At 67.0% G+C, this 16,591-nt stretch carries 17 protein-coding genes and 2 pseudogenes; 9 read left to right on the top strand and 10 right to left on the bottom strand.

Annotated elements, in window-relative coordinates:
- Positions 1-14: 14 nt before the first annotated feature.
- A complete protein-coding gene (locus tag CBP52_RS07315) occupies positions 15-311 on the bottom strand; it encodes a DUF6112 family protein (RefSeq protein ID WP_369826341.1) in 297 nt (98 codons plus the stop codon).
- A gap of 187 nt (positions 312-498) precedes the next feature.
- On the opposite strand from CBP52_RS07315, the gene CBP52_RS07310 reads away from it, so the two are divergent.
- Positions 499-1,365 (top strand): TIGR02391 family protein, encoded by an 867-nt coding sequence (locus CBP52_RS07310; RefSeq protein ID WP_094180416.1) that lies wholly within the window; start codon positions 499-501, stop codon positions 1,363-1,365.
- Positions 1,366-1,379: 14 nt separating this feature from the next.
- Here the strand turns inward: CBP52_RS07310 and CBP52_RS07305 are convergent, their stop codons facing one another.
- The 9 genes and pseudogenes from CBP52_RS07305 to CBP52_RS07265 all read right to left on the bottom strand — a co-directional run bounded on the left by CBP52_RS07305 (position 1,380) and on the right by CBP52_RS07265 (position 9,067).
- Positions 1,380-1,646 (bottom strand): DUF6112 family protein, encoded by a 267-nt coding sequence (locus CBP52_RS07305; protein ID WP_094180415.1) that lies wholly within the window; start codon positions 1,644-1,646, stop codon positions 1,380-1,382.
- Positions 1,647-1,652: 6 nt separating this feature from the next.
- Positions 1,653-3,265 (bottom strand): annotated as a pseudogene (locus CBP52_RS07300) (M23 family metallopeptidase).
- A gap of 13 nt (positions 3,266-3,278) precedes the next feature.
- Positions 3,279-3,971 (bottom strand): hypothetical protein, encoded by a 693-nt coding sequence (locus CBP52_RS07295; protein ID WP_094182234.1) that lies wholly within the window; start codon positions 3,969-3,971, stop codon positions 3,279-3,281.
- 36 nt (positions 3,972-4,007) lie between these two features.
- The gene (locus tag CBP52_RS07290; RefSeq protein ID WP_094180414.1) at positions 4,008-5,009 is read right to left on the bottom strand and encodes a ParB N-terminal domain-containing protein; all 1,002 of its coding nucleotides are present in this window, start codon (positions 5,007-5,009) and stop codon (positions 4,008-4,010) included.
- Positions 5,006-5,893: a hypothetical protein gene (locus CBP52_RS07285; RefSeq protein ID WP_094182233.1), complete on the bottom strand. Its 888-nt coding sequence runs from the start codon at positions 5,891-5,893 to the stop codon at positions 5,006-5,008. Before CBP52_RS07285 ends, CBP52_RS07290 begins: the two co-directional genes overlap by 4 nt.
- A gap of 93 nt (positions 5,894-5,986) precedes the next feature.
- Entirely contained in the window at positions 5,987-6,391 is a 405-nt protein-coding gene (locus CBP52_RS07280; protein WP_094180413.1) for a hypothetical protein, read from the bottom strand.
- Positions 6,388-7,029 (bottom strand): DUF2637 domain-containing protein, encoded by a 642-nt coding sequence (locus CBP52_RS07275; protein ID WP_094182232.1) that lies wholly within the window; start codon positions 7,027-7,029, stop codon positions 6,388-6,390. The genes CBP52_RS07280 and CBP52_RS07275 overlap by 4 nt, the downstream gene beginning before the upstream one ends.
- A 32-nt stretch (positions 7,030-7,061) precedes the next feature.
- Positions 7,062-7,994, bottom strand: coding sequence for a bifunctional DNA primase/polymerase (locus CBP52_RS07270; RefSeq protein WP_094182231.1), 933 nt, complete (start codon positions 7,992-7,994; stop codon positions 7,062-7,064).
- On the bottom strand, positions 7,994-9,067 hold the full coding sequence (locus tag CBP52_RS07265) for an ImmA/IrrE family metallo-endopeptidase (protein ID WP_048548412.1): 1,074 nt from the start codon (positions 9,065-9,067) through the stop codon (positions 7,994-7,996). Before CBP52_RS07265 ends, CBP52_RS07270 begins: the two co-directional genes overlap by 1 nt.
- A gap of 260 nt (positions 9,068-9,327) precedes the next feature.
- On the opposite strand from CBP52_RS07265, the gene CBP52_RS07260 reads away from it, so the two are divergent.
- The 8 genes and pseudogenes from CBP52_RS07260 to CBP52_RS07225 all read left to right on the top strand — a co-directional run bounded on the left by CBP52_RS07260 (position 9,328) and on the right by CBP52_RS07225 (position 16,591).
- Positions 9,328-9,810, top strand: a complete 483-nt coding sequence (locus CBP52_RS07260) for a hypothetical protein (RefSeq protein WP_369826320.1) — start codon at positions 9,328-9,330, stop codon at positions 9,808-9,810.
- A gap of 59 nt (positions 9,811-9,869) precedes the next feature.
- On the top strand, positions 9,870-10,334 hold the full coding sequence (locus CBP52_RS07255) for a hypothetical protein (RefSeq protein ID WP_094180412.1): 465 nt from the start codon (positions 9,870-9,872) through the stop codon (positions 10,332-10,334).
- On the top strand, positions 10,331-11,344 hold the full coding sequence (locus CBP52_RS07250; protein ID WP_094180411.1) for an MAB_1171c family putative transporter: 1,014 nt from the start codon (positions 10,331-10,333) through the stop codon (positions 11,342-11,344). The genes CBP52_RS07255 and CBP52_RS07250 overlap by 4 nt, the downstream gene beginning before the upstream one ends.
- Positions 11,341-12,477: an alpha/beta hydrolase gene (locus tag CBP52_RS07245; RefSeq protein WP_094180410.1), complete on the top strand. Its 1,137-nt coding sequence runs from the start codon at positions 11,341-11,343 to the stop codon at positions 12,475-12,477. The genes CBP52_RS07250 and CBP52_RS07245 overlap by 4 nt, the downstream gene beginning before the upstream one ends.
- 135 nt (positions 12,478-12,612) lie before the next feature.
- Positions 12,613-12,795: pseudogene (locus CBP52_RS17865) on the top strand (helix-turn-helix domain-containing protein); the annotation flags it as partial.
- Positions 12,796-12,868: 73 nt separating this feature from the next.
- Positions 12,869-13,513 carry an N-6 DNA methylase gene (locus CBP52_RS07235; protein WP_094180409.1) on the top strand — a complete coding sequence of 215 codons (645 nt, stop codon included), beginning with the start codon at positions 12,869-12,871 and terminating at the stop codon, positions 13,511-13,513.
- Complete coding sequence (locus tag CBP52_RS07230; RefSeq protein ID WP_094180408.1) at positions 13,510-15,183, top strand: Eco57I restriction-modification methylase domain-containing protein; 1,674 nt, start codon at positions 13,510-13,512, stop codon at positions 15,181-15,183. The genes CBP52_RS07235 and CBP52_RS07230 overlap by 4 nt, the downstream gene beginning before the upstream one ends.
- Positions 15,184-15,307: 124 nt before the next feature.
- Entirely contained in the window at positions 15,308-16,591 is a 1,284-nt protein-coding gene (locus CBP52_RS07225; RefSeq protein WP_198303543.1) for a DEAD/DEAH box helicase family protein, read from the top strand.

Below are 16,591 nucleotides of genomic sequence, written 5' to 3'. Positions count from 1 at the left end.
GACGACAGGGTGGGTCAGACGGACTGGCCGACGTTCCAGAAGAAGTTGATGAGCGTCACGCTCGCGCCGCAGATCACCGCCGCGCCGCAGGAGACGAGGACGCCGACCTTCCCGCGCGAGGCGAGGTGCGGGTTCGACGAGTTCGCGCCGAAGCCCCACACGATCGCGGACACGATCAGCGCGAGCACGCTGAGGATCAGGCCGATGGTCATCACCGCGCCGACGATGGTGCGCAGCTGGTTGATCCCCGGCAGGCCGTTGGTGTTGGGGTCGATGTTGATGTCCATCGGCACCAGCAGCGGCGCGGACATGACGTTGGCGAGCAGATCGAACACGGTAGGTCTCCTTGGCGACAGGCGGCCCGCCCACGGAATCGCAGACGGGGTACACGCGACAGGTGCGCGCTCGTCGCCGTCCCCGTCGGTGGCCGCCCGTAGCCTTGGAGTATCTGTGCGTCGCTCGCCCGCACGGGACCGCCGGACGAGAGGTGCAAGGAACATGAGTCAGTACGGGGTGGATTACCTCCAGCGATTGCGTGCCGCTGTTGAGAAGTTCGAGGAAGCGTTCGACGCCTGGATGAGCACTCAGGTTGAGTCGGATCACATGTCGGCGCGCGGCCTCTTTCCTACTGTGTGGACAAAGGAAGGCCAGGATCAGAGCGAGGTTCAACGGCTCGAACTCCGTGTCGCGGAGGCTGCTGGCCTGGCGGCGAGCGCTGTGTCAGTGACCGGCGCCTACATTGGGATCGCTGGTCTCGGGGCGATCGACCCGATCTCCAACTGGTCATTCATGTCTGCACCCAAGGCCCCCATCGCGCCTCGGGATATTCGGACTACGACCGCCAACGTCAAGGGCAGGCTCGACGCGATGATCGTCGACGCCGAGTCACGTACGGACTCTGACCTTCCGACCTTCGCTCCCGCACAGTTTCACCCCGTGGTCTGGGCTGGTGCTTCCGCCCATTGGACGACGCATCAGTACCGAGTGGCAGTTCGTGAAGCGGCCGAAGGCCTCACGGTCCACTGGAAGGAACGTCTCGGCCGGAACGATGTCGATGACACGGTCTTCTGGCAGCAGACGTTATCGCCGGGCGCTCCTGAACCGGGCAAGCCGAAGCTCACCTGGCCGGGGGGGGCGGATGACAAGACGGTGAAGAGCATGCGCGGTGGTCTTGAACCGCTCGCTAAGGCCCTCAACGCCCTGGCCACTGGTCTGAACCTCACGGTCCGCAACGTGACGACCCACACACGCACCGAACTGTCCGAGCAGGAAGCGATGGAGCGCCTCGCGGCATACAGCTACCTCGCGCGCCTGCTCGACCAGTGCGAGACAGCGAGCGCCGACGCGGAGGAATCGGACCGATGACCGCGACGCCGCAACTACAAACTTGAACCGACTGTGAGGAGCCAGTTCATCCATGCCACGCCGCCTCCGGCGAGGACGGCCGCGCCGACGGCGACGAGCACACCGATTCGGCCTTTGCTGGCGGTGGCGTAGTTACCGTGGGCGGTCGCGATGGCCCAGACGATTGCAGAGACGATCAGCATGAGGACGGCGACGATGAGGATGAACGTCAGGAGCGCGCCGACGACGGCGCGGAGGTCGCCGATGCCGCCGAGTCCGTCGAAGTCGGGGAAGACACCCATCGCCGGTCACCCTGCCTTGACGGTGACGTGGAGGTGGTCGTAGTGGCCTCCGGTGATGGAGGCGGGGTCGTGCATACCGCCTTCGTTGTAGGGTCGCCAGCCGTCGGCGTCGCGTGCGACGGACCAGATTTGGCCTTGCCAGATCAGGTACTCGACGCCGAGCACGTCGGCGTTGTCCTTCATCCAGTTGGTGACCTTCCAGCCGGCGTCGAGTTGGGCCGGGGTGGGGCGCTGGCCGATGCGGTTGCCGAAGGTGATGTCGCACGCTCTGCCGAGGGGATGCTCGGACTTGGTGCCGGGGCGCGGTGAGTAGCAGCCCCAGCCGGTGTTGGGGAACGCGGCGAGGGTCTGCTGGTAGAGGTGGAGCATGCGGGCGGTGATCTTGCCCGAGCTGGTGGGATCGTCGACGAGCCGGTCGGGGTCTCCATCGACGCCGGTCGGCGTGCCCGCAGTGGTGGTGTTGCAGGCGGTGGGTGATCCGCTGGTCGCTGTCGGCAGGTTCGCGGCACCGTGCTCGTTGAGCCAGGCGGCGGCGTCGATGGCCTCACCGTTCGTGCCACCGGGCCGGACCTCGAAGTGCAGATGCGCACCGGTGCTCATGCCCGAGGAGCCGACATCGCCGATGTGCTGCCCCGCGCTCACCCGGTCGCCGGGACGGACGTGGATGCCGCTCTGCCACATATGGGCGTATGCCGTGGCGACGGTCTTGCCGGCGATGGTGTGCTCGATGACGATGAGGCCGCCGTACCCGCCTGAGAACTCCGCGACGGTGACTGTGCCGTCCGCGGTGGCGAGGATCGGGGTGCCGTCGGGCGCGGCGAAGTCGGTGCCGGTGTGCATCTTCCGTTCGCCCGTGATCGGGTGCACCCGCATCCCGAACGGCGAGGTCAGCACCCAGGTGCCCTCGGGTAGCGGGAACACCACCCGCAATGACGAGACCGCCGGCCCACCCATGCCGCGAACCGGAGTGCTGCCGCCGCTGGTGAGGGCGGCGAGGATGCTGTCGGCGACGGGCGCGTAGTTGCGGTATCGGTCGGGGTAGGCAGAGACCTCGACGGCTTGGGCGGCTTCGCCGGGGTCCATCTGTTGCCAGCCGGGGATGTCGAGCAGGCCGCGCGGTGAGGGGTAGTTCGGTCCGGTCGGTCCGCCGAAGAACGCTCGCGCCTGATAGTTCGGGTCCATCAGTTCGGCGACCGAACCCCAGCCCGATTGCGGGCGCATCTGGAACAGGCCGAGGGAGTCGTGGTCGCCGCCGTTGCCGTCGTTGGGGTAGTTCGCCGACTCGGGTAGGCGCTCGTGTTGGTGAGCATCCGTAGCGTGGACTCGGTGAGCGCGGCCATCAGCGCGATCTTGATTCCAGGCTTGCCCACGTCGGTGATGCCGTTGCCGACGGCGATGATCGTTGCCGCGTGCGTGAGCTGCTGACGGTTCAGAGTGAAGGTCTCGCCGTTCGCGGTGGTCACGGTGAGCGAGTCCGGGATCGGGCCGAGGTTCACGGTCCCGGCAGGGGTGGCGCAGTAGGCGGCAGCGGGGTTCATCAGCACCCCGATCCCGAGGAGTGCTGCGGTGGGGGCGAAGGACAGCAGCGCCAGGGCTGCGATGGCGGCTTTGCGGAACACGACTACACCCCCTTCAGCGCAGCGGGTTGTCGAGCTGGGACAGCCGCAGCAGGTGGCAGGTCGGGTAGGTCGGTGCGCAGACGACGAACACGGTGAACGCGACCGGATGCTCGCTGGTGACCGGCTGGCCGTTCCAGACCCCGGCACGGTGGCGGGTGCCCTCGATCGTGACGGCTGTAGTTCCGGCCGCGAGCTGCTCTGGCTGGGCCTGCGCGACGGCGTCGGCCCAGGCGTCGGGGATGTAGGCGGTGTCGATGGTGAGGTGCTGGCGGGTGGCGTACTGGCGCAGCTCGATCCAGGCGTCGCGGGTCGGCAGGTACGCGGCCACGTCGGAGGCGAGCCCGGCTTGCTCGTCTCCGCTGGGGTCACCGACCGCGAGGATCGCTGAGGTGTAGTCCAGCGGCCACAGCCCCGAGGCCGTGTCCCACGCGAACAGCGTGGACGCGACGCCCTGAGCGAAGGTCTCGGGATTGGCCGAACGCGGAACCGCTGGAACCCGTGGTGGCTGGGGCGTGCTCGGTGCCACGGTCGGCGGTGCCGTCGTGGCCGGGCCGGGCTCCGGGTCGGGATCGGTGCTGGTGCTGCTTCGGGGCCCGGTGAGGAGTCCGTACACGCCGACGCCGGCCAGGAGCAGCAGGGCGATGCCGGCGGTGATGAGGGCGACGAGTCGGCGGCGGTTCCAAGGATCAGTAGGTGCAGGGCTCATGCCGAGCAGGTGCGCACCCGGCACCTCTGCCCGTTGTCACAGTGCGCGGAGTCGTGGCCGCTCCGCCGCGCCGCCGCGGGCGGCTCGGAGTGCGTCGGCGAACCGGACGGTGCCGTCGGCGGTGGCGAGGAAGTTCTCGAACTGCTCGTCGGTCAGTTCATCGGCGAGAGTGTCGGCGTCGTAGTGGGTCCACCAGTTCGTCAGTTCGCCCCAGGTCTGGATGAACGCGCGCAGTGGGTAACGGACGGGTTGCCCGTCTTCGGTGGCCAGGGGCAACGGACGCGGTGGGGTGCGCCTGCCCTTCTTGATCGACTTCGCGCGGGCCACGGCTGCTTCGGCGCGGGCGTGCAGCTCTGCCTCGCGCCGCTCCCGCTCGGTGGTGTCGGCGTCGCGGATCGCTTGATAGATCGGATGCACCGAGTCCCCGGCCTCGATCCGCTCCAGCCCGGCGGCGGCCTCGGCGCGCAACGTCTCGGGCTGGGTGGGGTTGTTGGCGACGTCTTCGAGGTAGCCGATCTTCTCCAGTGTCGTGTGCGACGCGCCGCCGGGAATCATCGCCGCCGCCTGCTCCCGGGCCTTCCCGAGCGGCCCGTTCGACGGTGGTGCAAAGTTTGCACCACCGTCACTTCCGGGCTGATTCTCGCTGCTGAACTGGGTCGCGCTCTTGCGGCGGGCGGCGTCTTCGGCCATGACCTGCTTGAGTTCTCGGTAGAGGCCGGCGGCTTCGAGCTGGGTGTAGGGCTTGTGGAGCATGTTGTCGTCCTGCTCGGCAAGGAGCTGCCCGAGCCGGTCGGACAGGCCACTGCGAACCCACACGTTGACGGTGCGCCAGCCCAGCTTCTTGATCGCGGCAAGGCGTCGTGCTCCGCACACGAGCACGCCGTCGATTGTGATCGTGAGCGGTTGCAGCAGGCCGTCGCGGTCGATGGATGCCGCGAGGGCGTCGATGTCGCCGAGGTCGGCGCGGTGCCGGGCGCCGACGAGGATCGAATCGACGGTGCGGTCGAGCTGGATGCTGCCGATCAGCGGCTCGCTCACGACGACTCACCGCCTCCACCGTTCGGAGCGGCCAGAGCGAGCGCGAGGATCAGATCGTCGTCGCGGAGCAGCAGGTCGAGCGTCTCGCCCAACAGCAGCCGGAGCAGGACGCCGCGGCCACTGCTGGTGGCCACGTAGGCCGGGTGCGGGTTCCCGAGCAGCGCCTTCAGCAGCGCGGCCCAGGAGCGGCGCGGCAGGTCGAGCAGTGCCCGCGCGTGCCGATCGCGGCGCAGCGTCTCGTAGGCGGACTGGCGGGTGCCGGCCTTCATCAACGCTCCGCAGACGTGCTCGACGGCGGCCCGTGCGGTATCGGCCGGCCAGTCGAGCAGGCACAGCATCGCGATGGCGTCCTCGGCGGCCGATCCGGCGGACATGCATGCCTGCGCCGACCCGAGACTGTCGCGCGGCTCAGGTTCGAGGTCGCTGGGACGCAGGTCGGTGGTGTGGAACGCGGGATGATAGTCGGCCAGCGCGGTGTCGCGTTCGGAGAACCGTTCGGGATCGTGGAACGCCGAAACGTGCGCGCGACGAGCCTGGTGCACCGAGCAGAGCAGGCCTTGGGCGCGTTCCTCGTAGACGCAGGTGATCCGCACGGCGTGGGTGATGATCGCCCACGGATCGTTGGCCTCGCGGGTCGAGCGGTACTGCATCGCGTCGAACGCCGCCGTCACCGCTTCCCAGGTGTCGAGCTTGTGCTTCCTCGCGAGAGCGCGGTACTTGTCGGCGGCGAACTCCATCAGATCGCGAGCCACCGGGTCGTGAACCCAGGCATCCTCGCCGCCCGCGGCGAGGCGATGGAGCAGGGCGCGCAGGCCCTCGCCGGTGGTGAAGTCCTCAGCCCCGAAGGCCGTCTGCTCGGTGCTGGTGCGGGTTGGTGTGGTCATGGTGTCGGCACCTCCTGGCAGGCAGGTGAGCACTCGCTCCCACGAGCGCGTCCTGCATGCCGATGCCGTCGCCACCATGACCTCTCACCACCGTCAGCTCATCGAGACCCCAGAGCGGGACACCTGCGAGGCAGGCGCGCTGCTGCGCCCGAACGCCGAGATCGGCGGCAACCGCCGGGCGCGATCCCCGAGACGACGAACACCGGCACCGAGCGGGGTGCGGGTGCGGCGTGCCAGCTCGGCCTGGAAGTCGAGGCCACGCCCGGCGGCGTGCGCCGAATGCCGGGCGATCAGGTCGGTGGGGCGCACCCACTCCACGCCGCGCCCGCGAACGAGCGCGTGCTGCTTGTCGTCGCGGGCGACCTGCGCGGCCCGCACCGCTTCCGGCGTGCTCGTCGCTTCGACGGGCTCGGGTCGCTCCCGCGGCTCCTCGGGCACGAGGCGTGCGGGATCGGGCCTCGCGGGGTCGTTCTGTTGCGGGTTGTCGGTGGTGTTCATGGGGTCGTCTCCTCCCGCTCGTCTGCGGTGTCGGTGGTGTCAGTGAGGTGCGCGACGGCGAACCATCTGCCCACGGTCGAGGGATGCACCCCGAGTTCGCGGGCGATCCGCTTGTTCGACCAGCCCGCCTCGCGCAGCTCCCACCCCAGCGCCCGCCGATCCGCCACACCGTCGTTTCGACGGGTCGGTTCCGGCCCGCCAGACGACAGCTCTGGCATGGGCTCGACGGCGACCGTAGAGAACGCGGCGGCCGGTTCCTTGTCGGGGTCGGTGGTGCGGGTGAGGATCACGGTCAGGTGCGTGATGGCGAGCAGAACGACGGGCGGCACCGCGGCGACCGAGGCTGCGAGCATCCGTGGCACGTCGGCGTCTGCGGCGACGACTGCGTGAATGGCGTTCGCTGTCACTGAGACAAGCGCGCCGCCGACCAGCAGCGCCCACGGATACCAGGCCGAGCGCTGCCCGGCGAGCGCGACGACGGCGACCGTGGCGACGACGATGATGCCGTCCACGATCAGCGGCCACGCCCACGCCTGCCCCGCCCCGATCCCGGAGCGAGCGGCCAGATCGGCCAACGACGTGAACGACAGCCAGAACGCCCCGGCAGCGATGAACACCGTCCCCGCGACCGCCGTCATCGCGGCCCACCGCCGCCCCTCCGATTCACGCCTCACAGCCCCGCCCTCCCGAAGGCTGCGGACGGTGGGCTCGCCGAACGACCGAACCAGCGACCCACGTTCCGGCTCCGGCCGTCTGACGCGGTCTCGGATGCGGGCTGAATGGCTCGGTAGGCAGAGCGCACGGTCGTGGCGATCTCGCGATCACCCAGACCCGCCGACTGTGCCGCAGCACCCAGCGCATCGAGCGCATCGGCGGCCGAGACGCCGTTCTCGGCGAGGCGACAGGCAGCCCAGAACAGGCCACGGTTCCGCTCGCCCTCATCCCGCCCGGCGACCCACGCCGCCAACCGCTCAGATTCCATATCCATCGAGCCGCTGCTGGGACGTGGTGGGGCGACGGGGCGCGGGTCGAGAAAGTCCCGCAGACGTGCCGCATCCACCGCGCCGACCGAGTGCGCGGCGATGTCCGCGACCTGGTAGAGCTTCACATTGCCGTCGATGATTCGCCGGGAAGGAGGAGCGATGATGTAGCCGCCGTCGCCCCGGAAATCGACACCCGCAGCGGCTGCCTGCCACGAACGCTGTTCGCTGCCCGGTGTCGCCGGGAAGTACACGTGCGCGCCACCGGTGGGTGTGCGCACCAGCAGACCCGCTCCATCGACGAGCCCCGCTTCGGTGGCGCGCTGGTACGCCGCGCGGCCATCGTGGGGGCCGTGGACATCGACATCCACGACGACAACGCCCGATGCCGCTCCCGTCGGGATGCCGATGTTCGCATTCGGTGTGCGCGACCACCACGCGGCAACCTGTTCCGGGTCGCTGCTCGCGTCGAGGAACCCACGGCGGGTCAGCGGACGCTTCCCCTCCACGAGGCACGGGAACACGGGCACCCCCGCCGCCGCGAGACTCTGCGCAGCCAAGGCCAGGTTTGGTGAGCGATCCACGCGAATGAGCGCCGCAAGGACATCGAATGGATCGGGCATCACAGCCCCCGCCCCGCCAGCGCCGACGCAGCACGCGGACGATCGGTCTCTACCGCAGGCGCAGCCGTGCGGGAAGTGCGCGGACTGGGGGTGTCACGGTCGAGGCCGGGCGGGGTGCCGTCGCCGACCTGGAGCGTGTCGAGCTGGTCGAGGATCGCCAGCGCGGTCTTCCGCACCCTCTCGCCGGTGGCCTGCACCACCTGGACGGGCTCGTGGCCGTCCACTCGGGCGGCCCAGGTCGAGACGTACGGGATCGTGTACCCGGCGGTGTCCATGCCGTGCGCGGCACCGATCATCAGCGCGACGGACTCGGCTTCGACCTCGCGGATGCCGCGATGCTGCCGCGCCTCCTCGTCGTCGGGATCGTGCATCAGCACATGCGCCAACTCGTGCGCGAGGGTCTTGACCTGCGCGGCAGGGTCCATGTTCTCCCGCACCGCGACCGTGCGCGCCTCGTAGTCGGTCATGCCGTTCGCGCCGGAGATCATCCCCTCGTGCGGCACCCGCCGCACCTCAAACCCCGCGACGCGAATCTGCCCGGCCAGCCCCTCCCACAACCCTGACGGTGCTTCGCCTTCCAGCAGCGTCGGAGCGGGCGGCACCGGCAGCGGTTCGCCGTCCGTCTGCGAGGCATCCCACACGTAGGCCGGGCGCGCTCCGACCATCCGCGAGCGCACCACCTCGTTGACCTTGTGCTTCTCTCGCGGCCCCAAGCGACGCCAGGAGTTCGGATCGGCAGGATTGGACGACGCGAACCGGCCCGTCACCGGCGCGAAGATCATGTACCCGGTCTGCCCTTTCATCACCTGCCGCCCGAGCCCCTGCCACTGCCGGTACCCGGCGACCAGGGTGGGGAAGGGCTCGGGCACGCGGCCCGCCTCGAACGCGGCCTCGTGCTGCACCCAGATCAGCATCGTGTTGTTGAATGACCGCGACCTGAACCGTGCGGCGAAGGCGAGCGCCTGCCGCCAGTCGTCACCCGAGACCAGCGACTCGACCGCGCCGGTCAGTTTCTCGTGCAGCTCGTCGAGCTTCGCCTCTCGCGCCGCGCGGGCGTCCTCGTTCGATGCCATGCTCCGGCCTCCTCTTCGGCGGGCCGCGCCAAGGTTGCGCGCGGCGGTACACCTGGCAGGTAGGCGCGAACACCCGTGCCCGAACCGTGAGCTGGACATCGTTCACCTCCTTGAGGCAGCCCGAGCCGAGACCGGGACGCGGCATTGAGCATGCTCAAAATGTCCCGGAGTCCTGTTCTAACACCGCCCGTTGAGCATGCGCAAGCCTTGATTTGTGCATGCTCAACGAGTACGGTTGAGCATGCACAACCACCCTCCGGGTGGACTACATCGATGCCTTGCCCGTCGCGAAGGGAAGGGGGTCAGCCACCATGACCGAAGACGAGAGCCAGGCTGCGGCCGAAGACCTCGCCAAGCGTCTACGGCTCCTGATGGATGTCGCCGTCGCCGAGTCCGGCACCGAACCGACCTACTCGCAGATCGCCGACTACCTCCACGAACGAGGCACCAACCTGTCACGGTCGCGCTGGACGTACATGGTCAACGGCCACCGCTACGTCCAAGACCCCGCCGTCTTCGAGGGGCTCGCTGCGTTCTTCGACGTGGACGCCGCGTTCCTGCTCGGCGAGGACGGTGCCGCCACGCCCGAGAAGGTCTCAGCGCAGCTCGATCTGGTTCGGTCCATGCGGGCCGCGAAGGTGAAGTCCTACGCAGCGCGCACCCTCGGCGACATCTCGCCGAAAGCACTCCACGCCATCACCAAGTTCCTGGACGAGGAAATGACACATATGCCCGAGCACTGACCGGTACCGCGCGACGGAGCCGCCACCGGTCTCTGCTCCCTACAGAGAAGGGGCGAACCGTGAATATCGAACAGACCGTATCGGCGGCCGTCGCGGGCCTTGAGCTCGGCAACACCTTCGCCCTTGACGATCTCCTCCACACCGTCCAAGACCGGCGCCACCGTAGGCTCCGCGTCGTTGAACTCGCCGGCCTTGGCACCCACGATGGCCTCTGCGCGCTCTGGCTCTCCACCGATGCCGAAGACGTCGTGCTTCACGCCCGCAGCGACTCCGCGCTGCATCGCCAGCAGTTCGTGCTCCATGAGCTCGCCCACATGATCCTCGGGCACTGCGAAGGCGACGACTGTGCAGTCGGGGAGGCACTGCTGCCCAACATCCCGCCGTACACCAGAGGTCGCCTGCTCAGGCGGCAAGACCTCGACAGCGAAACCGAGATCGCCGCCGAGTCCCTCGCCGACCGGCTCGCCGCAGGCATCCGAGGATCGGTCTTCGCCGAATCGGCCTACTCGGAGGTCTTCGGATGATCCAGACGCTCGTCGCGACGCTCATGTGGGCGCTCGTGGCGAGCCTGCTCATCTTCCGCCGCAAACGCACCGACCGCAGCATCACCTACGCCGCCCTCACCATCGCCATCGCCATGACGCTGAACGTCGATGACATCTACACGGTCGTCGATCCGCTCCTCGGCGGCACGAACATCGCGACACTGATCGCGGACGCGCTCCTGATGACAGGGCTCTTCTTCCTCGGGCGCGGCGTCATGAAGTCCGGCGAGTACCGGCCCAGGCTCGTCCGCGCCACCGTCAGCGCACCCGTCCTGCTCGTCGCGCTGCTCGCGATCACCGCATCGTTCCTGTTCATCGACCGCGGCACCACCACCACGACACGATTCATGAACGACCTCGGCGCGCAACCAGCGGCAGCGGTCTATTCGATCATCAACTTCAGCTACGGAGCACTCGTCATCGCGACGATGCTCGTCCTCGCAGCCCGGCAGTATCGGCACAGCGCCGGCATCCAGCGCCTCCCCGCCGCACTGCTCAGCCTGGGATCGGCGTTCGGTGTCACGCTCTGCCTCGCCGTGATCGTCATGGACATCGCCCACGCCGCCGACCACCTCGATCTCATGCACGCCATCCAGGCCGCCTACGATCCGCTTTCTGTCCTCACTTTCGTGTTCCTCTGCGCCGGGTTCGCGGTCCAGCCCGCCGTCCGCCGCGCCCAGCACCGCTCCCGGCGTCGGCACACGATCTCGTTCACCGCGCAGTTGGAGCCGCTCTGGCTCCGAGCGACACATGCACGGCCCGGGCTGAGCCAAGCCGACCCCCTCGCCGCCAACCGCGAAGACCCCGAAGGGCACCTCCACCGAGTGATCGTCGAAATCCGCGACGCGATGATCGACCCGCGCATCACCTTCGCCATCAGCACCGACGACCGCGACCTACTCGAACGCGCCGAGACCCACCTCGTCGGAAGCGATAGCGCCCTCGCAGAGACCTTGCACGTTCCCAACGTTGAGGAGCGTGGAGCGTGATCGGCCGCATCGCGCTTGGCGGCGGGATCGCGGCGGCAGCGGCTGCCGGGCTCGGGTGGACCATCGCGCGGCGACTCACGGCACCCGTCGGCCCACGCACGTTCGACCTCACCATCCGCAGCGTTGAGCACGACGACAATGGCGACCTGATCGTGCTCGACCGAACCGAGCAGACCACCGCGCACGGCATCTACAACCTCTGGTTCGAGCACGGTGGGTGGGCGCAACTCTCCACCGAGGTCATCGGTCGCGGACCCACCCGAGTCGCCCGCAGAATCACGGGCCTCACATCGGGCTCCACTCCAAAGGCCGGCGACCGGACCTCCTGGAGCGGCATCTACTACGCCACCCCAGCCGAAGCCGGACTCCACGCCCGTGACATCACCATCACGACCCCCGCCGGGCGATGCCCGGCCTGGCGCATCGAGGGAGACCCTTCGGTCTGGGCGATACACATCCACGGCCTCGGCAGCACCCGCGCCGGCACCCTCCGCGGCGTGCGGGTCGCAACCGAACTCGGCTACACCTCCCTCGTCGTCAGCCACCGCAACACCACCGAAGGGCCACGAGTCGGCACCGGCCGAACAACCCTCGGCCACACCGAGACGAGCGACGTTGACGAAGCCATCGGATACGCCGTTCGACGCGGAGCGCAGCAAGTCGTGCTCTTTGGCTGGTCAATGGGGGCCGCCATCGCCCTCCAACTCGCCGACCACCCGCGACACGATGGACTGATAGCCGCGCTCGTACTCGACTCACCCGCCCCCAGCTGGACCGAAGTCATCAAGACCAACTGCGTTCGCAGTGGACTGCCCGCAGCAGCCGGGCACCTTGCGATCCCGTGGCTCACCGTCGGCCCGCTGGCTCGCGCAGTTGGCTTGCCGGGCAGCATCCCGCTCCGCTCCTTCAACTGGACCGCACGAACCGCAGACCTCGCGACGCCGACCCTGATCCTCCACGGCACCCGAGACGACTCCGTACCGATCCGGCTCTCACAAGCACTCCGAGACGCCCGCCCGGACCTCGTCAAGCTGGAGACCTTCGACGCCGACCACACCCTCTGCTGGAACACCGACCCCGACCCGTGGCGGGAAGCAGTGATCACCTGGCTCAGGGCCCGTGTCCCGCACTGATCGGCCGAGCAGATCGACCACCCTCGGCACCCACCTCGTTCGGCCACGCCCGGAGAAACCCCACTCAAGCCGTACCTCCACCGGTATCATCGTGAGTGTTGGCCTGCCTGGGCCATTGAGCGAGGGAGGACCAACGTGGCTGAGCCGTGGCTGTCCGCAGACGACATCGCCGCCCACCTCGGGGTCACCAAAGACACCGTCTACACCTGGATCGCCGAGAAGGCCATGCCAGCCCACAAGGTCGGACGCCTCTGGAAGTTCCAAGCCAGCGAGATCGACGACTGGGTGCGTGCGGGCGCGGCGGCCAGCGACGACGAGACCGCTCAGCAGCCCACGCAAATGTCAGCGGTCACTCCTACGATCGTGACAACGAGCACGGGAAGGGGAGACGATGACGCTGAGTGAAGCCCAGCGCTTGGTGAAGTCCAAGCAGCGCGTTGCCGATCACGGCGAGGTGTTCACGCCGGGGTGGATGGTCGAGGACATGCTCGATCTCGTCAAGCACGAGTCGGAGCGGATCGACGCTCGCGTGCTTGAGCCCGCTTGTGGCTCGGGAAACTTCCTTGTCCCGGTCCTGGCCCGCAAGCTCGTCACCGTCCAGCTCCGTCACGGCAAGAGCGAGTTTGAGAAGCGCCACTACGCCCTGTTTGCGCTGATGTGCACGTACGGCATCGAACTCCTCGCAGACAACGCCGAAGAGTGCCGCGACAATCTAGCCGAGGTGTTCAACACGTTTCTGGGCATCAGCAGCGATGACCAGTGGGCGCAAGCGGCGCGCGCGGTCCTAGCCGTGAACATCGTCCAGGGGGATGCCTTGACCATGACCTTGGTGAGTGGCCAGCCGATCACCTTCCCTGAGTGGGGCTACCTCGGCAAAGGGAAGTTCCAGAGGCGCGACTTCCGCTACGACGATCTCACCCAGAGAGCCTCGTACGAGGGCACACTGTTCGGCGAACTGGACGACGACGACCTGTTCGTTCCCGCGCAGACCTACCCGACCATGACCGTCAATCAGATCGCCGAGGCCGCCGCGTGACCCTTGCACCCTTTACCCTCAGAGGGCACAACCCGGATGTCTTGACCTGCATCGCAAACCTCTCCAACGATGAGGTCTTCACTCCGCCGGAGTTCGCAAGCCAGATGCTCGACACGCTTGCCGCCGCCTGGGCAGACGCCAACGACGGTGCGAACATCTGGGCCAATCCTGACATCACGTTCCTCGATCCGTTCACAAAGTCCGGTGTGTTCCTCCGCGAGATCGTCCGTCGACTCACCGACGGGTTGATCTTGGTGATCCCCGACTTGGCCGAACGCGTCGATCACATCCTCACCCGCCAGGTGTTCGGCATCGGGATCACTCAACTCACCGCACTGCTGGCACGCCGCAGCGTCTACTGCTCGAAACTAGCCAACGGCCCGCACTCGATCGCCAAGTCATTTACGACCGAGGACGGCAACATCTGGTTCGAGCGCACCGAGCACACATGGGGCGGCGGCAAACGCGAGTTCCGATCCGATCCGCTGACCAGCGAAGAAGTCATCGTCTATACCAACCGCAAGTGCATCTACTGCGGAGCGGGCGAGGACGACTACGCACGTGGTGACGATCTTGAGACTCACGCCTACGCCTTCATCCATACCGACGACATCAAGGCTCGGATCGCCGAGCTGTTCGGAGACAACATGCAGTTCGACGTCATCATCGGCAACCCGCCCTACCAGCTCAGCGACGGCGGACACGGAACCAGTGCTGCGCCGATCTATCAACTGTTCGTGGAGCAAGCCAAGAAGCTTGATCCCCGCTTCCTCACGATGGTCATTCCTTCCAGATGGTTTGCCGGTGGCAAGGGATTGGAGGATTTCCGCGAGTCGATGCTCAAAGACGGACGACTTCGCTCGATAGACGACTTCCTCAGTGCGGCCGATGTCTTTCCGGGCGTTGGCCTCAAGGGCGGCGTGAACTACTTCCTCTGGGATCGCGACCATCCTGGAGAGTGCGTGGTCACGACCCACTTCAAAGGATGGGATGACTCGACCGACACCCGGCCGCTACTCGAAGAAGGCGCCGATGTCTTCATACGCTTCAATGAGGGTGTTTCCATCCTGAAGAAGATCATGAAGGTCGAGCTCGCAGGGCAGCCGAGCGTTTCCCTCCCGGCCGAGAAGAGCTTCAGCGAACTTGTAAGTTCGGCCCGTGCGTTCGGGTTGCGGACCTTCTTCAAAGCGAAGTCCGTCGCCGGCCCCGAGGATGTGAAGGTCTACCAGAACGGTGGCATCGGCTATATAGCGAGGAGCGAAGTGGCTTCTGGCAAAGCGTTGATCGACAAGTGGAAGATCTTCGTCAGTTACGCGGCTCCGGGTACCGGCAACAAAGACTCGTATCCCCACCGCGTCATCAGCACGCCATTCCTCGGCGAACCCGGGAGTATCTCCACGGAGACATACCTGGCCATCGGCCCCTTCAATTCGAAGGAGGAAGCAGAGAGTGCGCTCTCGTACCTGTCCTGCCGGTTGACGCGCTTGTTGATTCAGCTCCGAAAGGCCTCCCAGCATGTTACGAGCAGGGTCTACGGCTTCGTGCCTGTTCAAGAATGGACCAAGCAGTGGACCGACTCTGACTTGTATGCGAAGTACCGTTTGACCGATGAGGAGATCACGTTCGTCGAGAAAGTAGTCCGTCCGATGGAGTTGGGAATCGATGAGTAGAAGTCTCGACGAGCTTCTCCCGGAGAGGCCGAAGGCGCGTCTACGCATATACGCGTGGTCGCCGAATGATCCACCCGCGGGATATACGGGACTGCTGAAGGTGGGACAGACGACCAAGAGGGACGTGAACGCCCGCATCCGCGAGTCGCAGGGCCAGATGCAGCAGGCCTACACGCTCCACGTGGATGAGCTCGCCGAACGCGGCGATGGGTCGATCTTCCGCGACTCAGATGTGCGTCAACGGTTGGTCGACAAGGGCTTCGAGAACCCGATCTTCGGCTCAGCGCGAGAGTGGATGCGCTGCACCCCGGACGATGTGCGCACGGCGATCACTGAGCTTCGCACGGGCGTGAAACTTAGCGGCACCCATCATGAGACTTTCCCAATGCGCCCGGAGCAGGTCAGCGCCGTCGAGAAGGCGCAGGGCTACTTCGAGTCGATTTGGGCCGAGAATTACCACGCGGTGCCACGCTTCCTGTGGAACGCCAAGATGCGCTTCGGAAAGACCTTCGCCGCCTACCAACTCGCTAAGCGGCTCGGCGCCAAGCGCATCCTCGTGGTCACCTTCAAACCTGCGGTGGAGGACGCCTGGCAGACCGACCTGGAGTCTCACGCCGACTTCGACGGCTGGCAGTACCTCTCCTCAGCGACTGGGGGTAGCCCGGACGACGCCGACAAGACTCGGCCGCTGGTCTACTTCGGATCGTTCCAGGACCTGCTCGGGCGCGACCGGAAGACCGGTCTCATCAAGGCAAAGAACGAATGGGTCCACACCACCAACTGGGACCTCGTCATCTTCGACGAGTACCACTTCGGTGCCTGGCGTGAATCCGCCAAGGAGCTGTTCGAGGGCGAGGACGAGAAGGTCAAGCAGAAGGAGTTGGCCGCCGAGTACAACGACGGCCTAGTCGCCTTCGATGAAGAGCTTGACGAGCTCGGCAACGACGAGGACGACTTCCTGCCGATCACCACCCGCGCCTACCTGTACCTGTCGGGCACGCCGTTCAAGGCGCTGGCGACTGGTGAGTTCATCGAGGAGCAAATCTTCAACTGGACCTATACCGACGAGCAGCGGGCCAAGGCTGAGTACGCAGTCGCGCACCCGAACGACTGGAACCCGTACGGGGCACTCCCGGAGATGCGCCTGTTCACCTACCAGATGCCCGACGAGCTCATCGCCGTCGCGAACCAGGGCGAGTTCGACGAGTTCGACCTCAACGAGTTCTTCGAGGCAAAGGGCATCGGCGCGGACGCCGAGTTTACGCACAAGACCGACGTTCAGAAGTGGCTCGACCTCATCCGTGGAGCTCACCTGCCCACGCAGGTCGACGCCATGCGAATGGGGCTCTTCGCAGATCCGGTGGGGGTGTCGCGACGCGCCGGTGAGGCGGGTTGCGTGGTGATGTAG

The organism is Cellulomonas sp. PSBB021, assembly GCF_002240455.1.
Classification (GTDB): domain Bacteria; phylum Actinomycetota; class Actinomycetes; order Actinomycetales; family Cellulomonadaceae; genus Cellulomonas; species Cellulomonas uda.
Note: the sequence above shows the minus strand (reverse complement) of the source record. Positions and strands in the feature narration are given on the sequence as shown.